Origin of the sequence: Microcoleus sp. B7-D4 (assembly GCF_036705125.1) — a bacterium.
Classification (GTDB): Bacteria; Cyanobacteriota; Cyanobacteriia; order Cyanobacteriales; family Microcoleaceae; genus Microcoleus.
In genome coordinates, this window is the sequence record NZ_JAUBTT010000042.1 from 39045 (window position 1) to 60255 (window position 21211).

General features: G+C 45.5%; 26 protein-coding genes. 16 read left to right on the forward strand and 10 right to left on the reverse strand.

The window, feature by feature from the left end; translation table 11 throughout:
* Nucleotides 1-36: 36 nt before the first annotated feature.
* A complete protein-coding gene (locus QUB12_RS17975; protein WP_333307867.1) occupies nt 37-1509 on the reverse strand; it encodes a GTP-binding protein in 1473 nt (490 codons plus the stop codon).
* A 528-nt stretch (nt 1510-2037) separates the two neighbouring features.
* On the opposite strand from QUB12_RS17975, the gene QUB12_RS17980 reads away from it, so the two are divergent.
* The 3 genes from QUB12_RS17980 to QUB12_RS17990 all read left to right on the forward strand — a co-directional run bounded on the left by QUB12_RS17980 (nt 2038) and on the right by QUB12_RS17990 (nt 4377).
* Nucleotides 2038-2880 carry a type II CAAX endopeptidase family protein gene (locus tag QUB12_RS17980; protein ID WP_333141917.1) on the forward strand — a complete coding sequence of 281 codons (843 nt, stop codon included), beginning with the start codon at nt 2038-2040 and terminating at the stop codon, nt 2878-2880.
* A 523-nt stretch (nt 2881-3403) separates the two neighbouring features.
* The gene (locus tag QUB12_RS17985) at nt 3404-3913 is read left to right on the forward strand and encodes a hypothetical protein (RefSeq protein WP_333141916.1); all 510 of its coding nucleotides are present in this window, start codon (nt 3404-3406) and stop codon (nt 3911-3913) included.
* Complete coding sequence (locus QUB12_RS17990) at nt 3910-4377, forward strand: hypothetical protein (RefSeq protein ID WP_333141915.1); 468 nt, start codon at nt 3910-3912, stop codon at nt 4375-4377. Before QUB12_RS17985 ends, QUB12_RS17990 begins: the two co-directional genes overlap by 4 nt.
* 136 nt (nt 4378-4513) lie before the next feature.
* Here the strand turns inward: QUB12_RS17990 and QUB12_RS17995 are convergent, their stop codons facing one another.
* The 3 genes from QUB12_RS17995 to QUB12_RS18005 all read right to left on the reverse strand — a co-directional run bounded on the left by QUB12_RS17995 (nt 4514) and on the right by QUB12_RS18005 (nt 7536).
* Entirely contained in the window at nt 4514-4891 is a 378-nt protein-coding gene (locus QUB12_RS17995) for a HEPN domain-containing protein (protein WP_333141914.1), read from the reverse strand.
* Nucleotides 4881-5345: a hypothetical protein gene (locus QUB12_RS18000; protein WP_333141913.1), complete on the reverse strand. Its 465-nt coding sequence runs from the start codon at nt 5343-5345 to the stop codon at nt 4881-4883. The genes QUB12_RS17995 and QUB12_RS18000 overlap by 11 nt, the downstream gene beginning before the upstream one ends.
* A 418-nt stretch (nt 5346-5763) precedes the next feature.
* Nucleotides 5764-7536, reverse strand: a complete 1773-nt coding sequence (locus QUB12_RS18005; RefSeq protein WP_333141912.1) for a bifunctional serine/threonine-protein kinase/formylglycine-generating enzyme family protein — start codon at nt 7534-7536, stop codon at nt 5764-5766.
* A gap of 56 nt (nt 7537-7592) precedes the next feature.
* Between QUB12_RS18005 and QUB12_RS18010 the strand changes: the two genes are divergently transcribed.
* The gene (locus tag QUB12_RS18010) at nt 7593-7970 is read left to right on the forward strand and encodes an S-layer protein (RefSeq protein ID WP_333141911.1); all 378 of its coding nucleotides are present in this window, start codon (nt 7593-7595) and stop codon (nt 7968-7970) included.
* 81 nt (nt 7971-8051) lie between these two features.
* Here QUB12_RS18010 and QUB12_RS18015 read toward each other — a convergent pair whose 3' ends face one another.
* The 4 genes from QUB12_RS18015 to psbH form a co-directional block, all read right to left on the reverse strand.
* Complete coding sequence (locus QUB12_RS18015) at nt 8052-8318, reverse strand: DUF3146 family protein (RefSeq protein WP_332958583.1); 267 nt, start codon at nt 8316-8318, stop codon at nt 8052-8054.
* Entirely contained in the window at nt 8315-8977 is a 663-nt protein-coding gene (gene pth / locus QUB12_RS18020) for an aminoacyl-tRNA hydrolase (RefSeq protein ID WP_015176009.1), read from the reverse strand. Before pth ends, QUB12_RS18015 begins: the two co-directional genes overlap by 4 nt.
* On the reverse strand, nt 8978-9238 hold the full coding sequence (locus tag QUB12_RS18025; RefSeq protein ID WP_333141910.1) for a TatA/E family twin arginine-targeting protein translocase: 261 nt from the start codon (nt 9236-9238) through the stop codon (nt 8978-8980).
* 151 nt (nt 9239-9389) lie between these two features.
* Nucleotides 9390-9593 (reverse strand): photosystem II reaction center phosphoprotein PsbH, encoded by a 204-nt coding sequence (psbH, locus tag QUB12_RS18030; protein WP_015176007.1) that lies wholly within the window; start codon nt 9591-9593, stop codon nt 9390-9392.
* A gap of 212 nt (nt 9594-9805) precedes the next feature.
* Here psbH and psbN point away from each other — a divergent pair, with 212 nt between their 5' ends.
* The 7 genes from psbN to QUB12_RS18065 all read left to right on the forward strand — a co-directional run bounded on the left by psbN (nt 9806) and on the right by QUB12_RS18065 (nt 17028).
* Nucleotides 9806-9937, forward strand: a complete 132-nt coding sequence (psbN, locus tag QUB12_RS18035; protein WP_190742515.1) for a photosystem II reaction center protein PsbN — start codon at nt 9806-9808, stop codon at nt 9935-9937.
* 244 nt (nt 9938-10181) lie between these two features.
* Nucleotides 10182-11282: a chorismate synthase gene (gene aroC / locus QUB12_RS18040; RefSeq protein ID WP_333141909.1), complete on the forward strand. Its 1101-nt coding sequence runs from the start codon at nt 10182-10184 to the stop codon at nt 11280-11282.
* Between the two features lies 1 nt (nt 11283).
* The gene (locus QUB12_RS18045) at nt 11284-12195 is read left to right on the forward strand and encodes an MBL fold metallo-hydrolase (RefSeq protein WP_333141908.1); all 912 of its coding nucleotides are present in this window, start codon (nt 11284-11286) and stop codon (nt 12193-12195) included.
* Between the two features lie 634 nt (nt 12196-12829).
* The gene (locus QUB12_RS18050) at nt 12830-13753 is read left to right on the forward strand and encodes a hypothetical protein (protein WP_333141907.1); all 924 of its coding nucleotides are present in this window, start codon (nt 12830-12832) and stop codon (nt 13751-13753) included.
* An 865-nt stretch (nt 13754-14618) separates the two neighbouring features.
* Entirely contained in the window at nt 14619-15230 is a 612-nt protein-coding gene (locus QUB12_RS18055; protein WP_333307869.1) for a class II aldolase/adducin family protein, read from the forward strand.
* 600 nt (nt 15231-15830) lie between these two features.
* Nucleotides 15831-16385: an Npun_F5560 family protein gene (locus tag QUB12_RS18060; protein WP_333141905.1), complete on the forward strand. Its 555-nt coding sequence runs from the start codon at nt 15831-15833 to the stop codon at nt 16383-16385.
* Nucleotides 16378-17028, forward strand: coding sequence for a hypothetical protein (locus tag QUB12_RS18065; RefSeq protein ID WP_333141904.1), 651 nt, complete (start codon nt 16378-16380; stop codon nt 17026-17028). The genes QUB12_RS18060 and QUB12_RS18065 overlap by 8 nt, the downstream gene beginning before the upstream one ends.
* A 44-nt stretch (nt 17029-17072) precedes the next feature.
* Here the strand turns inward: QUB12_RS18065 and QUB12_RS18070 are convergent, their stop codons facing one another.
* Nucleotides 17073-17417 (reverse strand): STAS domain-containing protein, encoded by a 345-nt coding sequence (locus tag QUB12_RS18070; RefSeq protein WP_333141903.1) that lies wholly within the window; start codon nt 17415-17417, stop codon nt 17073-17075.
* 132 nt (nt 17418-17549) lie between these two features.
* On the opposite strand from QUB12_RS18070, the gene QUB12_RS18075 reads away from it, so the two are divergent.
* From QUB12_RS18075 to QUB12_RS18095, 5 genes are all read left to right on the forward strand, one after another.
* Complete coding sequence (locus QUB12_RS18075; protein WP_333141902.1) at nt 17550-17708, forward strand: hypothetical protein; 159 nt, start codon at nt 17550-17552, stop codon at nt 17706-17708.
* A 57-nt stretch (nt 17709-17765) separates the two neighbouring features.
* Nucleotides 17766-18389 carry a DedA family protein gene (locus QUB12_RS18080; protein WP_333104443.1) on the forward strand — a complete coding sequence of 208 codons (624 nt, stop codon included), beginning with the start codon at nt 17766-17768 and terminating at the stop codon, nt 18387-18389.
* A gap of 193 nt (nt 18390-18582) precedes the next feature.
* The gene (locus tag QUB12_RS18085; RefSeq protein ID WP_333141901.1) at nt 18583-19317 is read left to right on the forward strand and encodes a hypothetical protein; all 735 of its coding nucleotides are present in this window, start codon (nt 18583-18585) and stop codon (nt 19315-19317) included.
* 64 nt (nt 19318-19381) lie between these two features.
* The gene (locus QUB12_RS18090) at nt 19382-20014 is read left to right on the forward strand and encodes a Uma2 family endonuclease (RefSeq protein ID WP_333141900.1); all 633 of its coding nucleotides are present in this window, start codon (nt 19382-19384) and stop codon (nt 20012-20014) included.
* A gap of 252 nt (nt 20015-20266) precedes the next feature.
* Entirely contained in the window at nt 20267-20641 is a 375-nt protein-coding gene (locus tag QUB12_RS18095; protein ID WP_333141899.1) for a hypothetical protein, read from the forward strand.
* Nucleotides 20642-20753: 112 nt separating this feature from the next.
* Here the strand turns inward: QUB12_RS18095 and QUB12_RS18100 are convergent, their stop codons facing one another.
* Nucleotides 20754-21143: a hypothetical protein gene (locus QUB12_RS18100; RefSeq protein WP_333141898.1), complete on the reverse strand. Its 390-nt coding sequence runs from the start codon at nt 21141-21143 to the stop codon at nt 20754-20756.
* Between the last annotated feature and the right edge of the window lie 68 nt (nt 21144-21211).

Genomic DNA, 21211 nt, shown 5'->3' on the forward strand with positions numbered 1-21211 from the left:
ATCCGTGTCAAAATCAGTGTCGTGCCTTCCTTCTTCTCACTGCAATTTCTGTTTTTCCACACTTCCCAAATCCAACTTAGCCCGCAACTCTTCCTTAATCCGATTTAAAATAGAATCCTCATCCAAAGAAGACAAAATCTTGCTCACAACAGCCTTTGGCCCATCATCTCCCCAAGAAGCACCATTAGCCAAATAAGCCTTAGTAACTTGACCGATACCATAGGAAGAAACCCCCGCGATCGCAGCTTGCGTCACCGCCACAGACAAATAAGGCCCTAAAGCCAAACCCCCCGTCGCCGGCGTCGCCAAACCCAACAATCCTTTCAAAGAACTCAAACCAAAATTAGCCAACAATTCACCGGCCGTAATTCCCCCCATACTAATCGCAATCTTTTGCAGCAATTCCACCGCGCCCGCTTCCGTCATCGCAATGCCGTAAACTTTAGATAAAGTTAATATCATCACCACATCAATTACCGCACCGCTAAGAATATCAACTACAGTAATTGGATTAAGTGCGATCGCCACAGCTTTAGTCATTACCGCGTTCCAGATAATTCGATTAGCCGCGTTATCTCGAATTTCCATTTTTCGCTGCACCAATTGCTCGTTAATATCTCCCGCACAGAGCATCGTATTCAGCGCGACCAAAGATTTGCCTTCTCGGTCTAAAATCTCTAAAATCTTTAATTTTAAATCTTGCACTTGTGGCAAACTGCGAGTCATTTGCACGCCCATACTTCCGTCGGGACGGCGCACCGCCCTCGCCGTCAAAGGCGAAGCCGCCGCCATCACAATTTCATCGGGAGACAACAATTCTCTCACGCGATCGTCTCGAATTTTATGATAAATTGCCAGCCTGTCTGCATCAGGATACTGGTCAATTTTATTAAACACTAATAACATCGGTTTTCCGGCTTCCCGCAACTGCGAAAGTGCTGCGTATTCCACCTTTGTAATGTCGCCAGCAACTACAAACAAAATCAAATCTGCTTGTTGAGCAACGCGACGCGCCAACATTTCGCGAGTTTCGCCGTCAACTTCATCTATTCCCGGAGTATCGATTAATTCTACTTGCGACAAACGGTAAATAACTGGCGAAAGTCGTAGCGTAGCGGGGCGTAAGCCATCGGGCAAATTCTCATCAATTCCCTCTCCGACATCCCACTGGCCAATAGTCGTGGTGCGAGTCACCCCGTGAGTCGGGCCAGTTTCAAACACATTTTGACCTAGCAGCGCGTTCAAAACCGAAGATTTTCCCCTTCCCACCATCCCAAACACAGCTATTTGCACGCAAGCGCGCTCTAGCTTGTCGAGCATTTTCTCCAACCCGCCAATTTCCGGTTCTAGTCCAGTTCGCTCTTGAACTGTCAAGTCGAGATTTTCTACTATATCTCGCAGAGCATCTTTAGCGTGGCGCAGGTTGAGTTCTGCCTGAATGTCTGCGAAGCTTAAAATGGTGTCATCTAATTCGCGATCGACATTTGAAAAATCCGAGGCTTCAGTCATTGTTACCTTATGTTATAGCTTTGCTTCATTTAAAGTTTCAACCGATACGATGCCATTCTAGCTTTTTCCGTCTGCTTTGTACATTCTCTCGGATTTATCCAACTCTAACTCTCGGATTTACTCAAGCCTGACTCTCGGATTTACCAAATTCTAACTCTCGGATTTACTCAAGCCTGACTCAGCCAAAAGTTCTCGCATTCACCCGCAAGCCCGCCGGGGATTTAAATCCCCGTCTTATAGCAAAAGTCGGTTAAAACTGATATCTTGCACCCTTGTCAAGAACTGGCAAGATGCCCGTTCCACAAAGAATGAGTCTTCTTGTGGAACAGGCATCTTGCCTGTTCCTAAACAAGTAATTGAGAATGGTGCAAGATGTGAGTTAAAACCGACTGCCAACCTAAATTAGATTGTGATAAATTTCAGTCCTCTTTGAGAGGACTTTCGCTATGAGACAGGGGTTTTTAACCCCTGTCGGACAGTCCGACAGACCAATAAGCCGATTTACCCAATTTCAACTCATTTACAACAATGATTAACCGCCTCCAAATAATAGCCAGTTATCCATTTCTTTTACGTGTGATAATTTTTATATTAATTTTGCTAGCAATCTGGTTGCCCCTAGCAGCACCAATTTACTTGTTAGTTAAAGATAGCAACCTTGCAACTATTCTCACTATGGCGCTGTTGTTTACAGAGTTTCTCTTTTTGGTGCGGATCTGGGGAAAAAAGGTTTACGGACAAACCCAATTACTCAAAAGTTACGGTTTAATCAATACGCGAAAAAACGGTTTTGAGCTTTTAATCGGATTGGCGATCGGACTTTTGCTCACTTTCAGCTTATTTGCGGTGCAAGGGCTGTTCGGCTTAGTCGCGTGGCAAAATTCTGATAATTTGCCGAGAATCATCGCAGAAGGGCTGTTAAGCGCCCTTGGAGTCGGTTTTGCGGAGGAGTTGGTATTCCGTGGTTGGTTGCTGGACGAGTTGCAGCGGGATTACAATTATAAAATATCTCTGTGGGTGAATAGCCTGGTGTTTGCCCTATCTCATTTTATCAAACCTGTCGCGGCAATGCTGGAGAGTTGGCCGCAGTTTCCGGGGTTGTTGTTGCTGGGTTTGATTCTGGTTTGGGGAAAACGATCGCGCCAAAATCGCCTCGGTTTGTCGATCGGGCTTCATGCAGGTTTAGTCTGGGGATATTACATGATTAACATCGGGCAGTTAGTGCGATATTCGGCATCTGTTCCCGACTGGGTGACAGGAGTTAACGGCAATCCGCTAGCTGGGGCGATCGGGCTGTTGTTTTTGAGCGTATTGGCTGTGGGAATGCGGCAGATGTCCGAACGTTCAAAAGGTTCGCAGTCAGGACTTTAGTCCTTCTTCCCAAATTTTTAGCCTTTATTCTTTAGTCTCTTAGAGAGGGACATCGTTTGTCTAGACGCGGTTTCAACCGCCGATTCCTCTACTCTACAACCAACCTTGGGAAATTTTTATGCAGCTTGCTGAACTTCTACCACACCTGAAGCATTTGCCTCACGCTGACAAACTTTTACTACTGCATTTTATCCAATCGAAATTACTCCAATAATCACACATAATTTTCCTAGAAAATTAAAGCAAACTATCTAGCACAAACTCCTACAACTATTTTGAATCTGCTGCTGTTTTAGCAAAGGCTTGATCAGATTAAAAAGCAGTAAATTATGGTTGATAAAGTCAGATTTACGTTTACTGAAATCGCTCCGCAACTGGGTGCATTAAGTACATTGCCTTACTTGCCACTAACCTTAACTTATCAGAATAGCTCTTTAAGTGCATCAGCCTTGCTATCGCTAACCCAAATCATTTATTATTGATGTTAATTGTGTTATACTGAACTCATACAGACGCAAAAACCATGCTAAGTGAATCTTCGCGCTTTGTTTACGGCGATGAATTAATTACCGCAACAGAATTGAACCAGCAACCGAATCGAGTTCTAGATTTGGCGATGGAGCACCCTGTCACTATCACTCGCAACGACCAGCATTTTGCTTTACTGCGCCGGGAAGAGATGACGTTGTGGGTCAAAGCTGCGACGCTTTCTTTGACTGTATTTGAAGTGACTGCCGCTGCTTACCGGCTGCGATTGGGAGAAGCGATTAGTTCAGAAAATCCCTATCACTGGCTGACAGCATTTGACTCAGATGAACTCAGCGAATTGATTGCTGAATTAGAAAAAGCTTACCGACTTGCTGAGTCGGAATCGGGCGCGTGGAATCAGATTGAGATTGTAATTCATGAATGGCATGAAAGCGCTAAAGCAATTTCTAGCCCGGAACTCGCAGCAGCTTTCAGCGATGAAATTGACGAAGTTTTGCTGACACCACCTCAAATAGAAAGCACTACTGAATCGACTCAGGTATGACGCACACTCCACCCACTCCAGACGATTCAGAAAGCGGGGTTTCCTCTGAAGAACTTTCCGCACCTGTACCCGTGCTTTCCGAGTTGGTAATCCCGCCTGAAGAAGCACTTACAGCACCCCGAACATCCCTATCTACTCAAGAAAATGCAGCCGAAATTATCGCGCAATTGCCTGAATCGCCCTGGTTAGTAGTAGCAAAAAACCGACGGGTTAACCGGGATTGGGAAGCTTTATTGTTACGTGTCCCTGAAAATGCTCGTCGCTGCTATCAAGATTTATGTACTAGCCCGATGGTGAGAAAACCGAGGAGAGTTTTTCCGTTAAAAGGCAAACTTTATCAAGGTGCGTGGGAATATGAAGTAACAAGTTCAGACAGAGTATTTTATGTACCGGATGAACACAAACGCAAGGTGCTTGTTTATTACGCGGGAACCCATCCTAAATCAGCACCAACTCCTCCGTAAATAAACCAGGCTATTTCAACTTTTAGCGTTGGAGTTTGAGCCGATTTATCCACCAAATTTTGATCCATGACTCCACCGGCTTATCCAGCAACAAACCCGACTCCAGCAAAAAAGCATTATCAGATTAAATTGATATTTAGAGATTATTTAGGTTATAAATTATTTCTTGAGAACGCTTGAGCGCAATAGTAGCAATCGCAGATAATAAGGGAAAATTATCGTCATAGTCTGCTTGATTTCGATATCGGCGCAACACTGCTAAATTATCGGCGATTAATTGATATCTTGAGTCAGGATTAATATCAAATTCTTGCCAAACATAGCGGTGAATATCGCTAGTTTTTGGCAGGGAATGACCTTGTTTATCTCGCAAATAGTTCCGCGCTAAGATAAAAGCAGCATAATAGGAACGACTGATAGCATCCCTCAATCGCGCCTCCTGTTCAGCAGGAATAGTTGCTTGACCAGCAAGTTCTTTTGCTAAATTTAGGTATTGCGACCAATCAAAACTCATCAGTATATTCCAAAATCGTATAAAAATGCTCCCGAATTTCATGGGATAATTCCCTAGACCAATTTTTACGCAATTCGTCTTCTCTATCCATTGCTTCATCGGGATCGAGGTCTGTCAAGATGATTGAGAGAACCAGATGAACATAGTTAGGGATTTCGGGGTCATTGATGACTTGAAGTAATAGTTTTTGTTCGGGAAAATAATTGCTAATCTGAACGGGTGCTTCTAGCACAACGGGAAGTAAAAACGGATATTTGTTAATAAATTCAATAACTTCTGTTTTGTCTCGGAAAATGTATAATTTTTCTAGGGTTTCAATGTCTGATTGGGAAATGAGGAAAGGCGCGACTCTGGGTGCTGATATCTTTTGTAAGATTAAGGATGCTATGGCATTTTGTTCTGCTTCGGGTAGTTGAGAGACGGTGGCAAAAGTTTCTGCTAATAGGTTATTCATTTTGTAAATCTCCTATGCGACTATTCGTGAGAAAAATCAATATTTCTAATTATAATCTGTTCGGCGGTGAATCTGAAAAAAAAATAGTTTACTACGCTGGAACCCATCCTAAATCAGCACCAACTCCTCCGTAAATAAACCAGACTATTTCAGCAGACTTGTCTATACAGAAAGCATTGACACAATGACAGTGATTTTCCCAAACAGAACTTACGCACAGGTGCCCAGAAACCGGGTTTTTTGAGGATATCCTTCGCTGTACTCCACAGATTAAGTAAAAAACCCGGTTTCTTTGTCGGGAGTGCATCCACGAGTGCAAAAAAAAATCGAGTCACCAGAGGTCACCAAAAAAGTGAAAAAGAAAAAAGAGTAAAGAGCAAAAGGGCAAAATAGCAAAGAAGAGTCCTCGCGGGGAAAACTAGGACGACGAAGAAACCGAAGCAACCGCTACGCGAAAACCCCAGCTCCTCCACCTGAGATCCGACGAGTTGTAGCCACGATTGGCACTACGGCAATTGACCGCATAGTTGAGCCAGGAGCCACCACGCAGCACCGGGTAATTACTATCTCCACCACTTTCCCAGGCACTTCCATCATTCGGCGCACCGTTATAATTATCGTGGTAAATATCTTGACACCATTCCCAGACATTCCCGTGCATATCATAAAGTCCAAAGCTATTGGGTGGAAAACTACCCACAGCAGTTGTTGTTTCACGATAGATTCCCTTCGGTGCAGAACCGTAGGAATTATTGCCACGATAATTAACTAAATCCGGGGTAACTGTGTCCCCAAAATGAAATGGAGTAGTTGTCCCAGCCCGACAAGCATATTCCCATTCCGCCTCACTAGGAAGGCGATAGCTTCTACCCGTCTTCTGAGACAATCTCACACAAAATTCAACAGCATCATTCCAAGAAACGTTTTCTACAGGCAGGTTTTTACCCTTGAAGTGAGAAGGGTCGGGTTTAAGGTAATACTGAATTTTGGGCAATTTAGCTACTGCTGCCCACTGTGCTTGATTAATCGGGTATTTCCCCATCAGAAACGGTTTGATTGTCACCTGATGTTGAGGTCTTTCATAGTCATCGCTTTCTGCTTCACTTGCAGGTGCACCCATTTTGAATTTGCCTTTGGGGATAGAAACCATTTCTAAAGTAACGCCATTGGCGATAGTTTCTGTAAAAACCTGTGCTTGACTTTGGCTGCGCTTGATGATTTGCCCCTTTGAATTCACTGTCACCGTTTCAAATTGAACTGTTTTTAGGGAATTTGACAATACTTTTACAGGTTGAGGCGATTTGTTCCCCAAACTTTGATACACCGTTCGTGTCGGTGGCGGTGGTGGTGGCGGTGGTGGCGGGAAAGACCGCGACAAAGATAAAATTGCTTGCAATGCTTCCTCTGCATTTTGATAACGCTGACTGAAATTGTCGCGCACCATTTTATCTAACACATTTGCTAAATTATTACTAACTTGCGCCCGATTTCGCCAAATAACTTCTCCCGTCTGCGGATCTTCTGCTAAGGTATGAGGATGTTGACCAGTCAATGCTTGAATCCCAATCATCCCCACTGCATAAATATCGCTACACAGTTTAGGTTTGCCCTTCGCTTGTTCGCTCGGCATATAACCAGCAGTACCAATTGCAATAGTTAAGCTAGTTTGCCCTTGAGCATTAACAACCATTGCGCTAATTTCCTTGACAGCCCCGAAATCAATCAAGATAATTTTACCATCTTGGCGACGCATTAAATTATCAGGTTTAAGATCGCGATGAATCACCTTTTGCTGATGAACAATTGCTAAAACTTCTAAGATATCGTGCAATAATTTAATAGTATATGATTCGCTTAATTTTTTACCTGGAATCAGTTCTTTCGTAAGGTCGTGTCCGGCGATAAAATCTTGCACCAAATAAAATTCCCCATTTTCCTCGAAGTGGGCGGAAAGCTTGGGGATTTGGTCGTGTAGCTTACCCAATTTATACAGAGTTTGTGCTTCTGCGTCGAATAAGCGTCTGGCAATCAGCAAAAGGTCAGGGTCAGCGTTTTGCGGTTTAAGATGTTTGACAACGCACTGGGGATGTCCGGGTAAGTCTAAATCTTTGGCTAGGTACGTGTGCCCAAAACCGCCTTTCCCCAAGAATTTGATAATTTGATAATGATTGCGGAGGGTACGACCCAGCATAGTTTTCAGGGAATGCAGTGGAAGTTAGGATATATTGTCGCACAAGAGGAAATTAGATGCTTAAACTCAGAATCGTTTCCACAATTATACTGCTAGTTAGTGCCTGTTGTTCATCTCCCGCACAGGCGCAAAATCCTGCACCAATAAAGCCCAATAATTCTTTAGGTCAAGTGCAGTCAATGCGAGAACAAATTCTCAATGCTTGCGTGCAGAATCGGGCTGAAACCCTGCCAAATCCTTTTACCGATGTACCTTCCAATCACTGGGCTTACAAAGCTGTTTTGACAATGTATTATTGCGGGCCTTACCGAGAAGGGACGCCACCTGCTTTAATTAAAGAATTACTGGAATCGGGAGATACTACTAGAGAAAGTTTGCCTTCCCGATTACCGTTTCGCAATTTCCCATTACAGCAATTCCCCATAATTAATTAAAGAATGACTGGCATCGGGATATTTTACTAGAGGAAGTTTTTATTCCCCATTGCCTTTTCCCCATTTCCCATTACCAAGATTTTAAAACTCAGCCCGAACCGTAAACGAATAATCGCCACCTGGTTCTAATTGATAATCCCATTTTTCCAGAAAACGGTGCAGCGGTTCCTGAATCAATGCCCTACCCTGAGAAGGCTCAAGTATCAGTGTTTTTTCTGACGTGAAACGCCACTGAAACTGCCACTCAAAATTGCCGGCAGTCACTTCACCCTCAATCGTGCCTTTTTGCCAAGATTGACCAGTAACCCGGACATATGCAGTTGTTTCAGGCAAACGTCTCGAACTCACCTTTTTGTTTCCGCGTTTGTTTCTGCAATTGTGCGACTATTGTAAAGGCTCATGGCTTTTTCTACTCCTTGGTGCAGGCTTAGTTCCACAGCTTCTACAACCAGTTTAAGCACTTTCTCTACTAACTGACTTTCCTCTGAGGAAAATTTTCCTAAAACGAAGGAAATCGTATCTTTCTCATTTTTAGCAGCATCGTTTTGAGGTTTGCCGATGCCAATCCGCAAGCGGGGAAATTTGTCTGTGCCCAAATGAGAAATTGTCGATTTCATGCCGTTGTGTCCGCCGGCAGAACCGGCAAGCCGCATTCTCAATTTCCCGATCGGCAAATCCATATCATCGTATACTATTAATACCGATTCCGCAGGTATTTTGTACCAATCCGTCGCCGCCCGAATCGCTTGACCCGACAGATTCATGTAAGTAAGCGGTTTCAGCAAACGGATTTTCTGTCCCCGCGGCCGGTTTCCCTCGCCAAATATGCCTTGAAATTTGCGATTTTCCGACAGCGAAATCTGCCAAGATTTAGCCAAGGCATCGACAGCATTAAAGCCTATGTTGTGTCGGGTGCGATCGTATTTAGGTTCGGGATTTCCCAAGCCAACTATTAGCTGGGGAATCACTAACTCCGCTGGTGTTTCCGACTTCTGAGTGTTGTTCATTTAAATGTCTGTGCTATCTTCCTTGGGAGTAGCCGCCGTGAGTTTTTCAGTTTCCGGTTTGCGGCTAGTTGCTACTGCTTCTTCTAACTGCTTAGCTTCCCGCGTGAATTCCGACTCAAAATCCCGCGAAGCGTCTTGAAAGCCCCGAATTGCCTTCCCCATACTCCGGCCGATTTCAGGTAATTTTTTCGGACCAAACACCAATAGGGCGATCGTAAAAATAACTGCCATTTCCGGCAAACCAATGCCAAAAATATTCATGGTTTTTCTCCTGCAATTTGTTTAGTTACTTCTTGTTTATTTATGGCAAAAGTAATCGGAAAGGGTAAGGAAAAACGGGAAAACTTAGCTTTTGCCCTTTCTCCTCAACCCTCAGCTTTTACTTTTAGCCTTACTGTTTTGCGATCAATTTTTAGCGGCCGAGACTCGACCAATCCATATCCACACTCTCCAGAATCAGTGAAGAGTTGTAGATTTGCAAAATAATCAACAAGAACACGAAAAACAGTCCAATGAACACGCTCATCAATAGCGTGGTTCCCCAGCCGGGGGCTACCTTGCCGTATTCCGAGTTAAGGGGTTTGAGTATATCTCCTAACCAAGTCCGTTGTGCCATAAGTCACCTGCAATGAATCTCTACAGAAAAGTTTGACATATTTCTACCGCTAATTGCGATCGCAATTTCTCAGAAATGCTGCCGGGGGACTCGGAAAACGGGGAGTGGGGGTTGGCTGCCATACCGTACAGCGCCTAAAATCACGAGACTTTCAGACGGATTGTTATTTTTTGTAATATTATAGAGTGGAGCACTCATAATCGATCAAAAATATGGAACCTGCAGCAGTTCTTGGCATTTCACTGGGCGTGTGTCTGGTGGCTATCACCGGTTTCTCGATCTACACGGCTTTCGGCCCTCCCGCTAAGGAATTGAGAGATCCTTTTGAAGAACACGAAGACTAAAGAAGAAGGAAGGCACAACACGGATTCGGACACGGATACACGGATGAATTTAAGTGTGTTTCCAGATATCTCCTATTCTCTGTCTCTCCCTCTCTCCCTGGTAGATATTCTTCTAGGGGTGGGAAGGGAGTGATGCTGTGGGGCGATCGCCGGTCGCCTACTCGTCAATGGTATATTTTTCATAAATACAGTAAATCTCTATTCCATTTAAGCTAAAAATTATCAAGTTTCAGGGCAAAGCATAATGGGCAATACCTTTGGGCATTTATTTCGGATATCGACATTTGGGGAATCTCACGGCGGCGGTGTCGGAGTAGTAATTGACGGTTGCCCGCCCCTGGTGTCGATCGACGCATCGGAAATTCAAGCCGAACTCGATCGCCGCCGCCCTGGCCAAAGCAAAATTACTACGCCCCGCAAAGAAGCAGATACCTGCGAAATTCTGTCGGGGGTGTTTGAAGGCAAAACTCTGGGAACGCCGATCGCAATTTTAGTCCGCAATCAAAATACTCGCCCCCAAGACTACGCAGAAATGGCGACAACCTACCGCCCTTCTCACGCTGATGCTACCTACGACGCAAAATACGGAATTCGTAACTGGGAAGGCGGAGGCAGAAGTTCGGCGAGGGAAACTATAGGTAGAGTAGCAGCAGGGGCGATCGCTAAAAAAATTCTCAAACAAGCAGCAGGAGTCGAAATAGTCGGCTACGTCAAACGCATTTTTGACTTAGAATGTGTAGCCGACCCGGACACTGTTACCTTAGAACAAGTAGAAAGCAATATCGTCCGCTGTCCAGATGCCGAATGTGCCGAAAGGATGATTGAACTGATCGAAAAAGTTCGCGACAGTGGAGATTCGATCGGCGGTGTAGTCGAATGCGTCGCCCGCAACGTACCCAAAGGGCTGGGAATGCCCGTATTCGACAAACTCGAAGCCGACTTGGCCAAAGCCATCATGTCCTTGCCCGCCAGCAAAGGCTTTGAAATTGGTTCGGGGTTTGCCGGGACTCTGCTCAAGGGCAGCGAACATAATGATGAATACTATACTGATGATAAGGGTGTAATTCGTACAGTGACGAATCGCTCTGGCGGAATTCAGGGTGGCATTGCTAACGGCGAAAATATCATTTTGCGGGCGGCATTCAAGCCGACTGCGACAATTCGCCAGCAGCAGCGCACAGTTACCCGAGAAGGCGAAGAAACGCTGCTGGCTGCCAAGGGACGGCATGACCCTTGTGTTTTGCCAAGAGCTGTGCCAATGGTGGAAGCGATGGTAGCTTTAGTGTTGTGCGATCATCTGCTGCGCCATCACGGACAATGTGGAACCTTAAAGCCTGAATTTTAAAATGGAAATCAGCTTGTCCTCAGTAGCGGCAACTCCCGTTGATTGCCCTCAACCCTCCGAATCAATAAAAGGTATAGATGATTTTGTAGTACAGTTTTGGGGCGTGCGGGGCAGTGTTCCGACACCCGGACAGGAAACTGTTCGCTACGGCGGCAATACTTCTTGTTTGGAAATGCGCGTCGCTGGCAAACGCTTGATTTTTGACGGCGGAACAGGCTTGCGGATGCTGGGAGACCAGTTGGTGCAAGAAATGCCTGTGCAAGCTTATATGTTTTTTACTCACTATCACTGGGATCACATTCAAGGGTTCCCGCTGTTCGCCCCAGCTTTTATCCGCGGCAATAGCTTTGATATTTACGGGGCGACTCCGCCGGATGGAGATTGCATGAAAAGGCACTTCGTCGAACGGGTGCTCCACTCGAATTCGCCGATACCGCTGATGGGTTTGCAGGCAGATTTGAATTTCTACGAACTCAATCACAACCAGACGATGATGCTGGACGATATTGAGATTAGGACGGGTTCTCTGAATCACCCCAATACTGCTATGGGATATCGGGTGACTTGGCAGGGACGATCTGTTGTTTACTGTTCGGATACTGAACATTTTCCCGATCGGCTAGATGAGAATGTCTACAATTTAGCCCTCGACGCTGATGTGCTGATTTATGATGCGATGTACACAGACGAGGAATATCACAACCCCAAGTCTCCGAAGGTGGGTTGGGGACACTCGACTTGGCAGGAAGCGGTGAGAATGGCTAAGGAGGCCCGCGTGAAACGAGTGGTGATTTTTCACCACGATCCGGCTCATACAGACGATTTTCTCGATCGCATCGCCGAAGACGTGCAAATCGCTTTTCCGAAGGCTGTCATGGCCCGCGAGGGTCTTATTTTGCCGATCGGCTTCTGAACATTTGCCCTTGTGAGCTCGATCGAACCATCAACCGATCGAACCATAATTGTTATGTGAATATGTGGATCTGGTCTCGCGGCCCGATCCACAATTTTTTTTAATATGCAGCAAACTCTTAACTGCATGGTATAATTCTTGCTTGTTAAGTTTTTAGGCACAGTATTTAAGGTTTTTTTTATTCTTCAACCGCGTCCGCAAGACGCCAAGACGTAAGATAATTGGAGGATTGCCAAGGGTGAAAAGGAGACAGTTTTGAATGTCAACAAACACGGGGAGGCGAGGCTCTCGCACGCCTGAGTGCTAGTCTGAGGCCAGTAGACTTCCAGAAGCCTTGTTACAGATTAATTATTAAGGACAAAAACTGAAGTTATAGCTCGGATCAAATAAAAGCGCGATCGGTTTTTTGGGCTCATGAATATTGACAACTCTCAAAAGCTAATAGCTTTTAGGTACAAACTGAGAAAATTTTCAGCAGTCAATTGGACTAACCAGAAAGAAACGATCGCTCTGGCGTTTGGCAGTAGCTGCGGCAAGCGAATGTTATGACTTGACTATCAAAATGGGAAATTTACGTTTTAGATCTTCAGCAAATCAATACAGATGGATTGCCCTAGGCAGTTTTGCTGTAATTATGGGTATTTCAGGCGCCCTGGCCTACCGCCTCGCCCCGCCCCCCGGATTCATGGCTCAAGGCACTCTCACTTCTAATAATCCGCCCGTCAAATTTTCGACCACGGGCACGACAATTCTCAAGCAGGGAGAGCAACTCACCCCGGAGGTTCTCCTAGCAGATAATGTTGTCAAAGCAGTGGCAGATGCAGTTAAGCTCTCGCCCCAGCAAGTTCGACAAAATGCTAGTGTCAAGATTTCTAAGGCGGAACAACCCCTAGAAATTGTGGTTGGGTATCGCTCGCTCGATCAGCAGCAAGCAATCCAAACGGCGGATATGTTGATGAAGGGCATGGTTGAAAAAAGCCGCCTGATTAACCGATATCGGTGGCAATCAGTCAATCAGTCGCTCAACCAACGCTTGGCACAAGTCACTCAAGACCTGAAACAAGCTCAGCAAAAACTCGACCAATACGAAAGAGAGCGCGCTCGCCTGTTGCAGCAAATGAAGCTTCAGCAAGACTTTTACAACAAAACTCAGCTTGCAATGGCGGATACGCAAGCGTCGGAAAAAGAAATGGTTAGCAGTTTGGCCGCTGCTACAGTGCCACAAATTGTGGCGACGCCCACGAGCGATCCGACAGTGCCTCTGATTTTGGGAATTGGCTTGCTGTTGGCGATTTTGGTCAGCCGCGGTTTGATTCCTTCGGTGGCGGATTGGAGGTACAAAGCAGCTTTTCAACGAGAAGAGAGCGAAAGGCTCCAAAGTGCTTTGTACCGACTGATCAAAGAAGGCCGGGGCGAAATCACTCTGGTGCGGTTTGCGATGGAGACGCGGCTGTCGCCGGATGTGGCTCAGCGTTTTTTGAACCAACAAGCTGAAGTCTTTAATGCCAATTGCGAAATTAAAGACGACGGCAGCATCTTGTATCACTTCCACATTTAAAGGGCTGGGGCGATCGCGCTTCACAGAAAAATTTAGCCGATCGGGCCCTCACTGCTCGATCGGCTTGTTTTTTTCTTAATAGGACTTATATCAGGTTCGGTCGATCGACTATCCCCCTCTAGGTAGGCGCGGGTTTAGGGGATCTATAACTTATACTAATACTACAGATTTTGGTGAACCCGCCGACGCGAGCTGGCGTTGCGGTGATTTTACCCGACATGATATTACGCTCAACCCGGTTTCTAAGGTTGTAGGATGCCCCGGAGCTAAAAATTGCTCGATAGACATAGGTGTTGACTAACGTAGAGCAGCCGAAGATTGTGCCAGTTCGTCCCAGACTGGCTAAAAAAAAATTTTTGTGTTCCGCTTGCTTTTTGCTTAAATATATGTACAATTATAAAAAATAAGTAAATCTACGGTTGCTTTTTACCGGACTTACCGGATTAAGGGTACTTTATCCTTAAATATTTCTTAAGTTAGAAGTAAACTCAGTAGAAATGCTGTAGTATAGAACAATAAGCGATTCAGGGATGTTATGTAGTTTCACATCAGAAACTCGATCGGGCAAAAGCCTAGAATCAAACTCCCCGACTGAAAGGGTACATTTTCACATTGAACTTTTGTAATAACCGAGAGGCTAAATCATGATTTTGGAAATAATTGGTTCTTCTTTCCTAGCTTACTTTTTGCTAATGTCGGTCGCTAATTACGGCGACACTGGAATGTAGATTAGTTAAGGCACTTATGCACCGAGACATAAGGCAGCAGGCAAAAAAAGCTGTTTGACAACTTCTTGATAACTTCGATTAAGTCTCAGCTTGGGCCATGTCTGTCGTGTCAGAGTCGTGTCTGATCAAACAAAAAAATGGATGAAGGAGTCGTTAAGTACCGCTGTGACTGGGAAGAAGCAGACCCTGTAGCTGCCCGGAACATAGCAGATTTGATGGACTGGCGCGATCGGCTCCACGCTTGGGGATTAATTGGCGTCTACGAAAATGGCATAGGGTTTGGCAACGTCAGCGTCAGACTCGGCAATTCAGGCCAATTCGTGATTTCGGGAACCCAGACTGCACACTTGAAAACTCTGGGACCAGAATTTTACTGTACTGTTACCGAATTTAACTTAGAACAAAATTTCCTCGGCTGCCGGGGCCCCGTACAAGCTTCGTCGGAGTCCCTGACTCACGGGGCCCTGTACCTTCAGAGAGAGGAGGTGGGCGGGATTATTCACGTCCACAATCCTAAGCTATGGCAGCAACTGCTGTTTAAGATTCCTACTACTAGAAAAGAAATACCTTACGGCACTCCCCAGATGGCCTTAGAAATGTTTAGACTTTTTGAGGAGGAGAATTTGGCCGATCGCAAAATTCTGGCCATGGCCGGTCACGAGGACGGCATTATCTGTTTTGGCAGCACCGTGGACGAAGCTGGCAAAGTGCTTTCGGCTGTGATTAATGAGATTGGAGTTGAGCGTTGATCTCTCGAACGGTTGATCCATCGCCTGGGTTGTGGTAAAGATCGAGCATCAAACTCTCGCAACCAGCTCAAAAATTGCCAAGTGCCTCTTGCCTCTGTGCTAATGGAAAGATATCCTAAAGAGCAGATATATACTATATTCAATCGTAAAAGCTGAGAGTCATTGTCAGTAACCCAGCCCTAAAGGGACTGAGCTTGGTCGCGACTGATTGAGCAAGCTGTACTGACCAGCCTAAGACTTTAGAGGTCTACGTTATTTGGGTCATGACACTCCTTGAATGCGACGCTAGTTTTCCGATCTGTCGCTTGTAGTTAAACAGCCTTAAGGTCACTGAGGCAGTGCTGCAAGCTTAACAAGCTCTTATAACATTGGCGAAGCGAACATTACCCCGAAAGGGAGCCGGAGATAACCATATCTCCACAGAGGGGTAATTATACCCCTCTACCCCTCGCCGGAGGGGAAAGCGGATTCAAGCCTGTGGTCACGCTCGCCCTTCGGCTTCGCTCAGGATAAACTCCGTCGAATATATTGAAACCGCCCGTGTCGTTTACCTCTCAGGGCTCAAGCCTCTGATTTTCCCACTTACCGAGGAGCATTTTTATGAATCAAACTAAACTTGTAAGCTCAAAAGAACTGCAATCAGAGGTATCTCGTCTCACCGAAGAGCTGCAAATGCGCGACCAATTGGTGCAGCAGTTGTCTCAAGAACTTTTCAGGCTGGTGAAGGGCAATTCTAATTTTGTGCCGGCGCCGGAAGTTTCCGATCGCCACCAAGCTCAAATGCAGGCAATGCGGGAACAACTCCAAGCTGTTGAAGAACAGGTGAGTTTTTATCAGGAACAAATCGCAGAGCGGGATGCTGAGGTTTACCAACTGCGACAGTCGGTGCAAGAATTGACGGATCGCTCTCGGATGCTAGAACAGGTGGTTCAGGAATTGCCGGGGGTTTACCGCCAGAAGTTTGCCGAGCGGCTCGATCCGATTAAGGAAAAGTTGGAGCAATTGCAAAAGGAAAACCGCCAGTTGCACACTGAGTTGCAAAGCGTAACTTACCGTCTCGCGGTGCGGAGCCGCAAGGCTAAGGGCTTGGATCTGCCGAGCGTCGATGCTGAGGACGATCGGGGAATTCAAATGCCGAGCTTTGGCAATGTCTAAGGTTTTGATTGTCGCGGGTGGTGAGAAAGATCCGGCCGCAAGTCTCAAGGCGGCGATCGCTCAATCTGATCCTTTAACTGAAGTCAATATCTGTGGGGTTTCTGAACTCCATTCTGGCGCGATCGCTCCGGGTGGGGCGATCTTTTGTCCTTTGACGCTGGATGTACCCGAAACTCTGGTTTTTCCTGCTCAAGATGTGTTTCGATTTTGTAGCAATGTTTCGGCGGCGCGCGATCGAGTGTCCCAGGAGTTGCTTTTTCCCGTCGGCGGTGGCAATTTTTGGCTGCCTGTGGTGTTGACGGCAAAGGGCCCACTCTATGCTGAGGTGATTGGTGGGGAACCTTCTAAGCAGTCTGGCGAGTTGAGTTACTCTCAACCGGTGCATTTGTCGGATGTTTGGCGACAGCAGTTGTATGAGTTGGCTTACCGCTTGCTGAATCTTTTAAATGCGCCGCCAGCGACTTATTTGATGCAGTTCGGGTTTGTAGGGGAAAGGATTTGTTTCGATCGACTTTGGCCTTTTCCGGCTGCACCTGCGATCGCTTCTGTCGGCGTTCAAGTGCCGGATTTATTTGTTTGTCATTGGTATTGCTTGACAAATCAACCTATTTATGATATTGAAATTAGCTCTGCGGTTGCTTGAAGTCTATTGGAAACTTGAGATTTGAACTGGGCAGCTAATTTTAATCAGGCAACTAAAGCCGGAGTTTCAGTGGAGATAACTTGCTCGAAACTGTCGAAGATTTCAAAGAGTTGGTCGAGTTGAGTAATTTCAAATATTAGCCTGACTGTTGCTGAGAGGTTGCAGATGACGAGGCGGCATCCCCGGTGGCGGGCGGCGTTGAGTCCGCCGACTAAGGCACACAGCCCGGAACTGTCGATGAAATCTACGGCGGCCATGTCTATTACCCAGAGTTTGTGGCGATCGGGCACAATCTCGGCTAGCTGTTGCTGGAGGAGGCTGCCGGCTTGGGAGTCGAGGCAGTTGTGAGGTTGAAGGACGATGGGTTGGTTGAAGTTGGGAAATTCCATAGCAGTTATCCTACGATCGTAAAGTATGAATAAGTTAGTTTAGTTGCTGACTCTCTTGAGAGACTCAGGGGATTTCCGCGTATGTTTTAGGATGCCCGCTCGCCCTTGTGGGAATCCGTGGGGAGAGCCGTCGTGATAAATTTAGTAGGAAACTGGCTGGCGATCGCGCGGAACGCAACCGCAACAATTCTCTATTCCTCTAGTATGCCTGAAAGCCTAATTTTTAGTGGGGCCAGCGATCGCGACAACAGTGTGTTTTTCATCACAGCGAAAGATTGCACTATTGGCTGAATCGAGCCAATATATAAATGTATTGAGCTTTGCAAAAGTTTACGAAGGCAGTATCGAATGTCTTTTGAGTTTTTATCGTTAGAGACTATTCAGCAGTTTGCGCGCGATTACGGCTACTGGGCAGTATTTCTGGGAATTTTGCTGGAAAATCTGGGAGTTCCTCTTCCAGGCGAGACTATTACGATTGCTGGCGGGTTTTTAGCTGGCAGTGGGGAACTGAATTACTGGTTTGTGCTCGGCAGTGCGATCGCGGGTGCGACTGTGGGGGGAAATTTGGGTTATGCGATCGGCAGGTACGGCGGCTGGCCACTCCTGCTGAAGCTGGGACAATTTTTCCGCTTTCGAGAAGAACAACTGTTTGACTTAAAAGAACAGTTTAGCAAAAATGCAGCTAAAGCCGTATTTTTGGGTCGTTTCATCGCACTGCTGCGAATTTTTGCCAGCCCCCTAGCGGGTATTGCCGAAATGCCTTTTTGGAAATTTTCGCTGTTCAATGTTCTGGGTGCTGCAAGCTGGGCATCTGTAATGGTGAGTTTATCCTACTTCTTGGGACAAGTTGTGTCTTTAGAGAAATTGGTAGCTTGGGCTGCTCAATTTGCGGTATTTGCTTTGCTGTTAGCAGTTGCTTGGATTGCAATTCCTATTTGGTTGGAGTCGCGGAGTTTGGACAAGACTAAATAGGGTTGCAATCCGTTACCCAAAAAAATCAATATTCTTGTGGAACGGGCCGGAGAGCCCGTTCTTTATAATATTTGAACATACGAGATTAAACTTACATTTTGTGCCAAGATTAGCAACGGGCTAGAAGCCCGTTCCACAAACAATAAACTGTCTTTAAAACAAAAAAAGCATACATTTATAATAGGTAGAAATCATGGGATACACTACAACATTTGACGGAATATTTCATTTAAACAAACGGTTATTAGACAGCGAAGCTATTTACTTATTAGAGTTTTCTCGAACTCGACGGATGAAGCGAAATTCGGCGATTTTGCAAAGTATTCCCGATCCGGCGAGAACAGCGGTGGGTTTACCTGTGGGCGAAGAGGGCTGCTATTTTGTGAATGAAAAATGGGATGAAGACTCCGAAGTTTCTGTTGTTAATTACAACCGCCCGCCGAAGACTCAGCCCGGATTGTGGTGTAAGTGGATTCCTACTGCTGACGGCGGGGGGATTCAGTGGAGCGGCGCGGAAAAGTTTTATGATTATGTCGAATGGTTGCAGTATCTGATCGACAATTTTCTGAAACCTTGGGGTTATGTTTTAAATGGCGAAGTGAATTGGCAGGGGGAAAGGGAAGAAGATATAGGTACGATCGTAGTTGCCAGCAATCTGATTATTTTGCCAGAAGGTGCTGAGGAATTGTTGAGGTATGCGGTGTCGCCGGTATCGGTGCCAAATTTTGTTTGGGATTGTTTGAAGGCGGTGCAAGCGGCGGGAGTTGATTTGACAATTTGGTATGAGGTAGTCGATCGATCTGTGGAGTTGGGACACGGGGAAGCAGCGCTGTGGATTAAGCCTAATATTGAGAAGTATTTTGATGGTTTGAACCGGGGTTTTGAGTTTGAGGGGAATCTAATTGAGACGAAAGATTGGGGCTTGTGAGCAGTAGTTTCGATTTGTGGATGATGCGGCTATAATTGTGAGTAGGAGCAAATGAGGATTTACTATGACGGCATTGACAGAAATCCGCGAAGAATTAGCTGAGGACAAAGTTGAGGAAAAAGTACAGATTTATTACTCTCCCGAAGAGTATTTAATGCTGGAAGAGGGGGCAAAATTTAGAAGCGAATATCAGGATGGCAAGATAATTCCTATGACAGGCGGAACACCGAATCACAATCAAATCGCTGGCAATTTTTATGGAACATTAAATTTTGCCACCAAAGGACAACCATACCGAGTATTTATAAACGATTTGCGTTTGTGGATACCGTCGAAGCGGGTTTATACTTATCCTGATGTGATGTTGGTGGCGGGTAAGTTGGAGTTTGCGGAGGGTAGGAAAGATACGATTACTAATGCGGTGATGGTGGCTGAGGTTTTATCGGAATCGACGGCGGATTATGACAGAGGTGGCAAGTTTAAACTTTTTCGCACGATTCCTAGTTTGAGGGAGTATGTTTTGATAGATCAATACGAGATGCACGTTGAACAGTTTGTGAAGACGGATGATAATAAGTGGGTTTTGTCTGAGTATGATGGTGCTGATGGGGTGTTGAGATTGAGTTGTGTGGAGTTTGAGATGCGGTTGGGAGATATTTACGATCGTGTGGATTTTGAATCTGAGTCGGAGGAGTGATCGCCCTCGAACAATTTGATTAAGTAATATTATGTTCGACCAATTTACCCTAGTTCTTGTAGGGGCGGGTTCACCAACAATACCTGCCAATAATTAACCATCTCAAAAACCCGCCCCGGCCGAGATATCGCGAGAGATCGACAGGACAGGATATAAGGATCGAATTAAGCGAGTAGATTCTACTTGAATCCCGGAAGCATTATGAAATCTTAAAAGTCGGCTATTACTTATAATATCGGTCAAAAATGGGCTGTGACTCTTTGCTGCAAAGCAGAACAAAAACTGGAACTGAGAGTTGCAAAAATAGTTGAGTGTTTTGACCAAAATTATCTCTTAAAGCAATGGGAAATATCTGATAGTGAAGCTACGGGCCGTTATGGAAATTGCTTCACTACGCGGTGTAATAATCAGGAAATATTTCAGGTATCTACTTCTGATTTGTTGGAGGTAATGAGGGAAGAAGGTCAAGTTATTGAGTTAGATGCTAGTTTGATAAAAGACGACGAGGAATTGTTTAACATATTGATTAGAGATGGGCTTTCAATTGATTTACTTGGCAGCGGGGAGATGATGCCGCTGACTGTTTTGAGGAAATATGTTTATGTTGACAAAGAACTGTTTATGTGATCAAGGACGTGGGAGCGCACTTCAAAAAGCTCGATCGCCCTCTGTCAGAGAATGCTGGGGTGAGAGAGGGCGATCGTAATTATTAGGCTGTTCGCTGAAAGGCGATAGTTTACTAAAACCCAAAGAATTTAGTAATCAATGGCAGTAGATTGTTACAGAATTCTAGTAGTTCTGTCGCTTTTGGTACACCTTTCATAATTCGTTCGAGCATCCTATCTGCCTTTTTGGCTTTCTCCTTCATTCCCCCATCATTAGGATTCTGAGCAGCTTCAGCTAAATCTTTTACTTGCTCTAAAGCATCATTCCTGTCATCATCACTTAAATTTGGATCTGCTTCGATTGCGTCTTGGAGTTGGAGCAGTAACTCTTTGATTCCGGGTTTATCGGCTTCAGAGGATGAAGGTAACTGGTTGATAATGTTTGATACATTTCCCGTAGAATTACCTCCTATGAAGTTGCCTCCAACACTGCCTCCAACATAATTTTTAGATTGTTCTTCCATGATTTTCTCCTAGTTTAATTGACGCTTGATTTTGACTGTAAATTTAAATGTCGTTCAACAGAGCATCA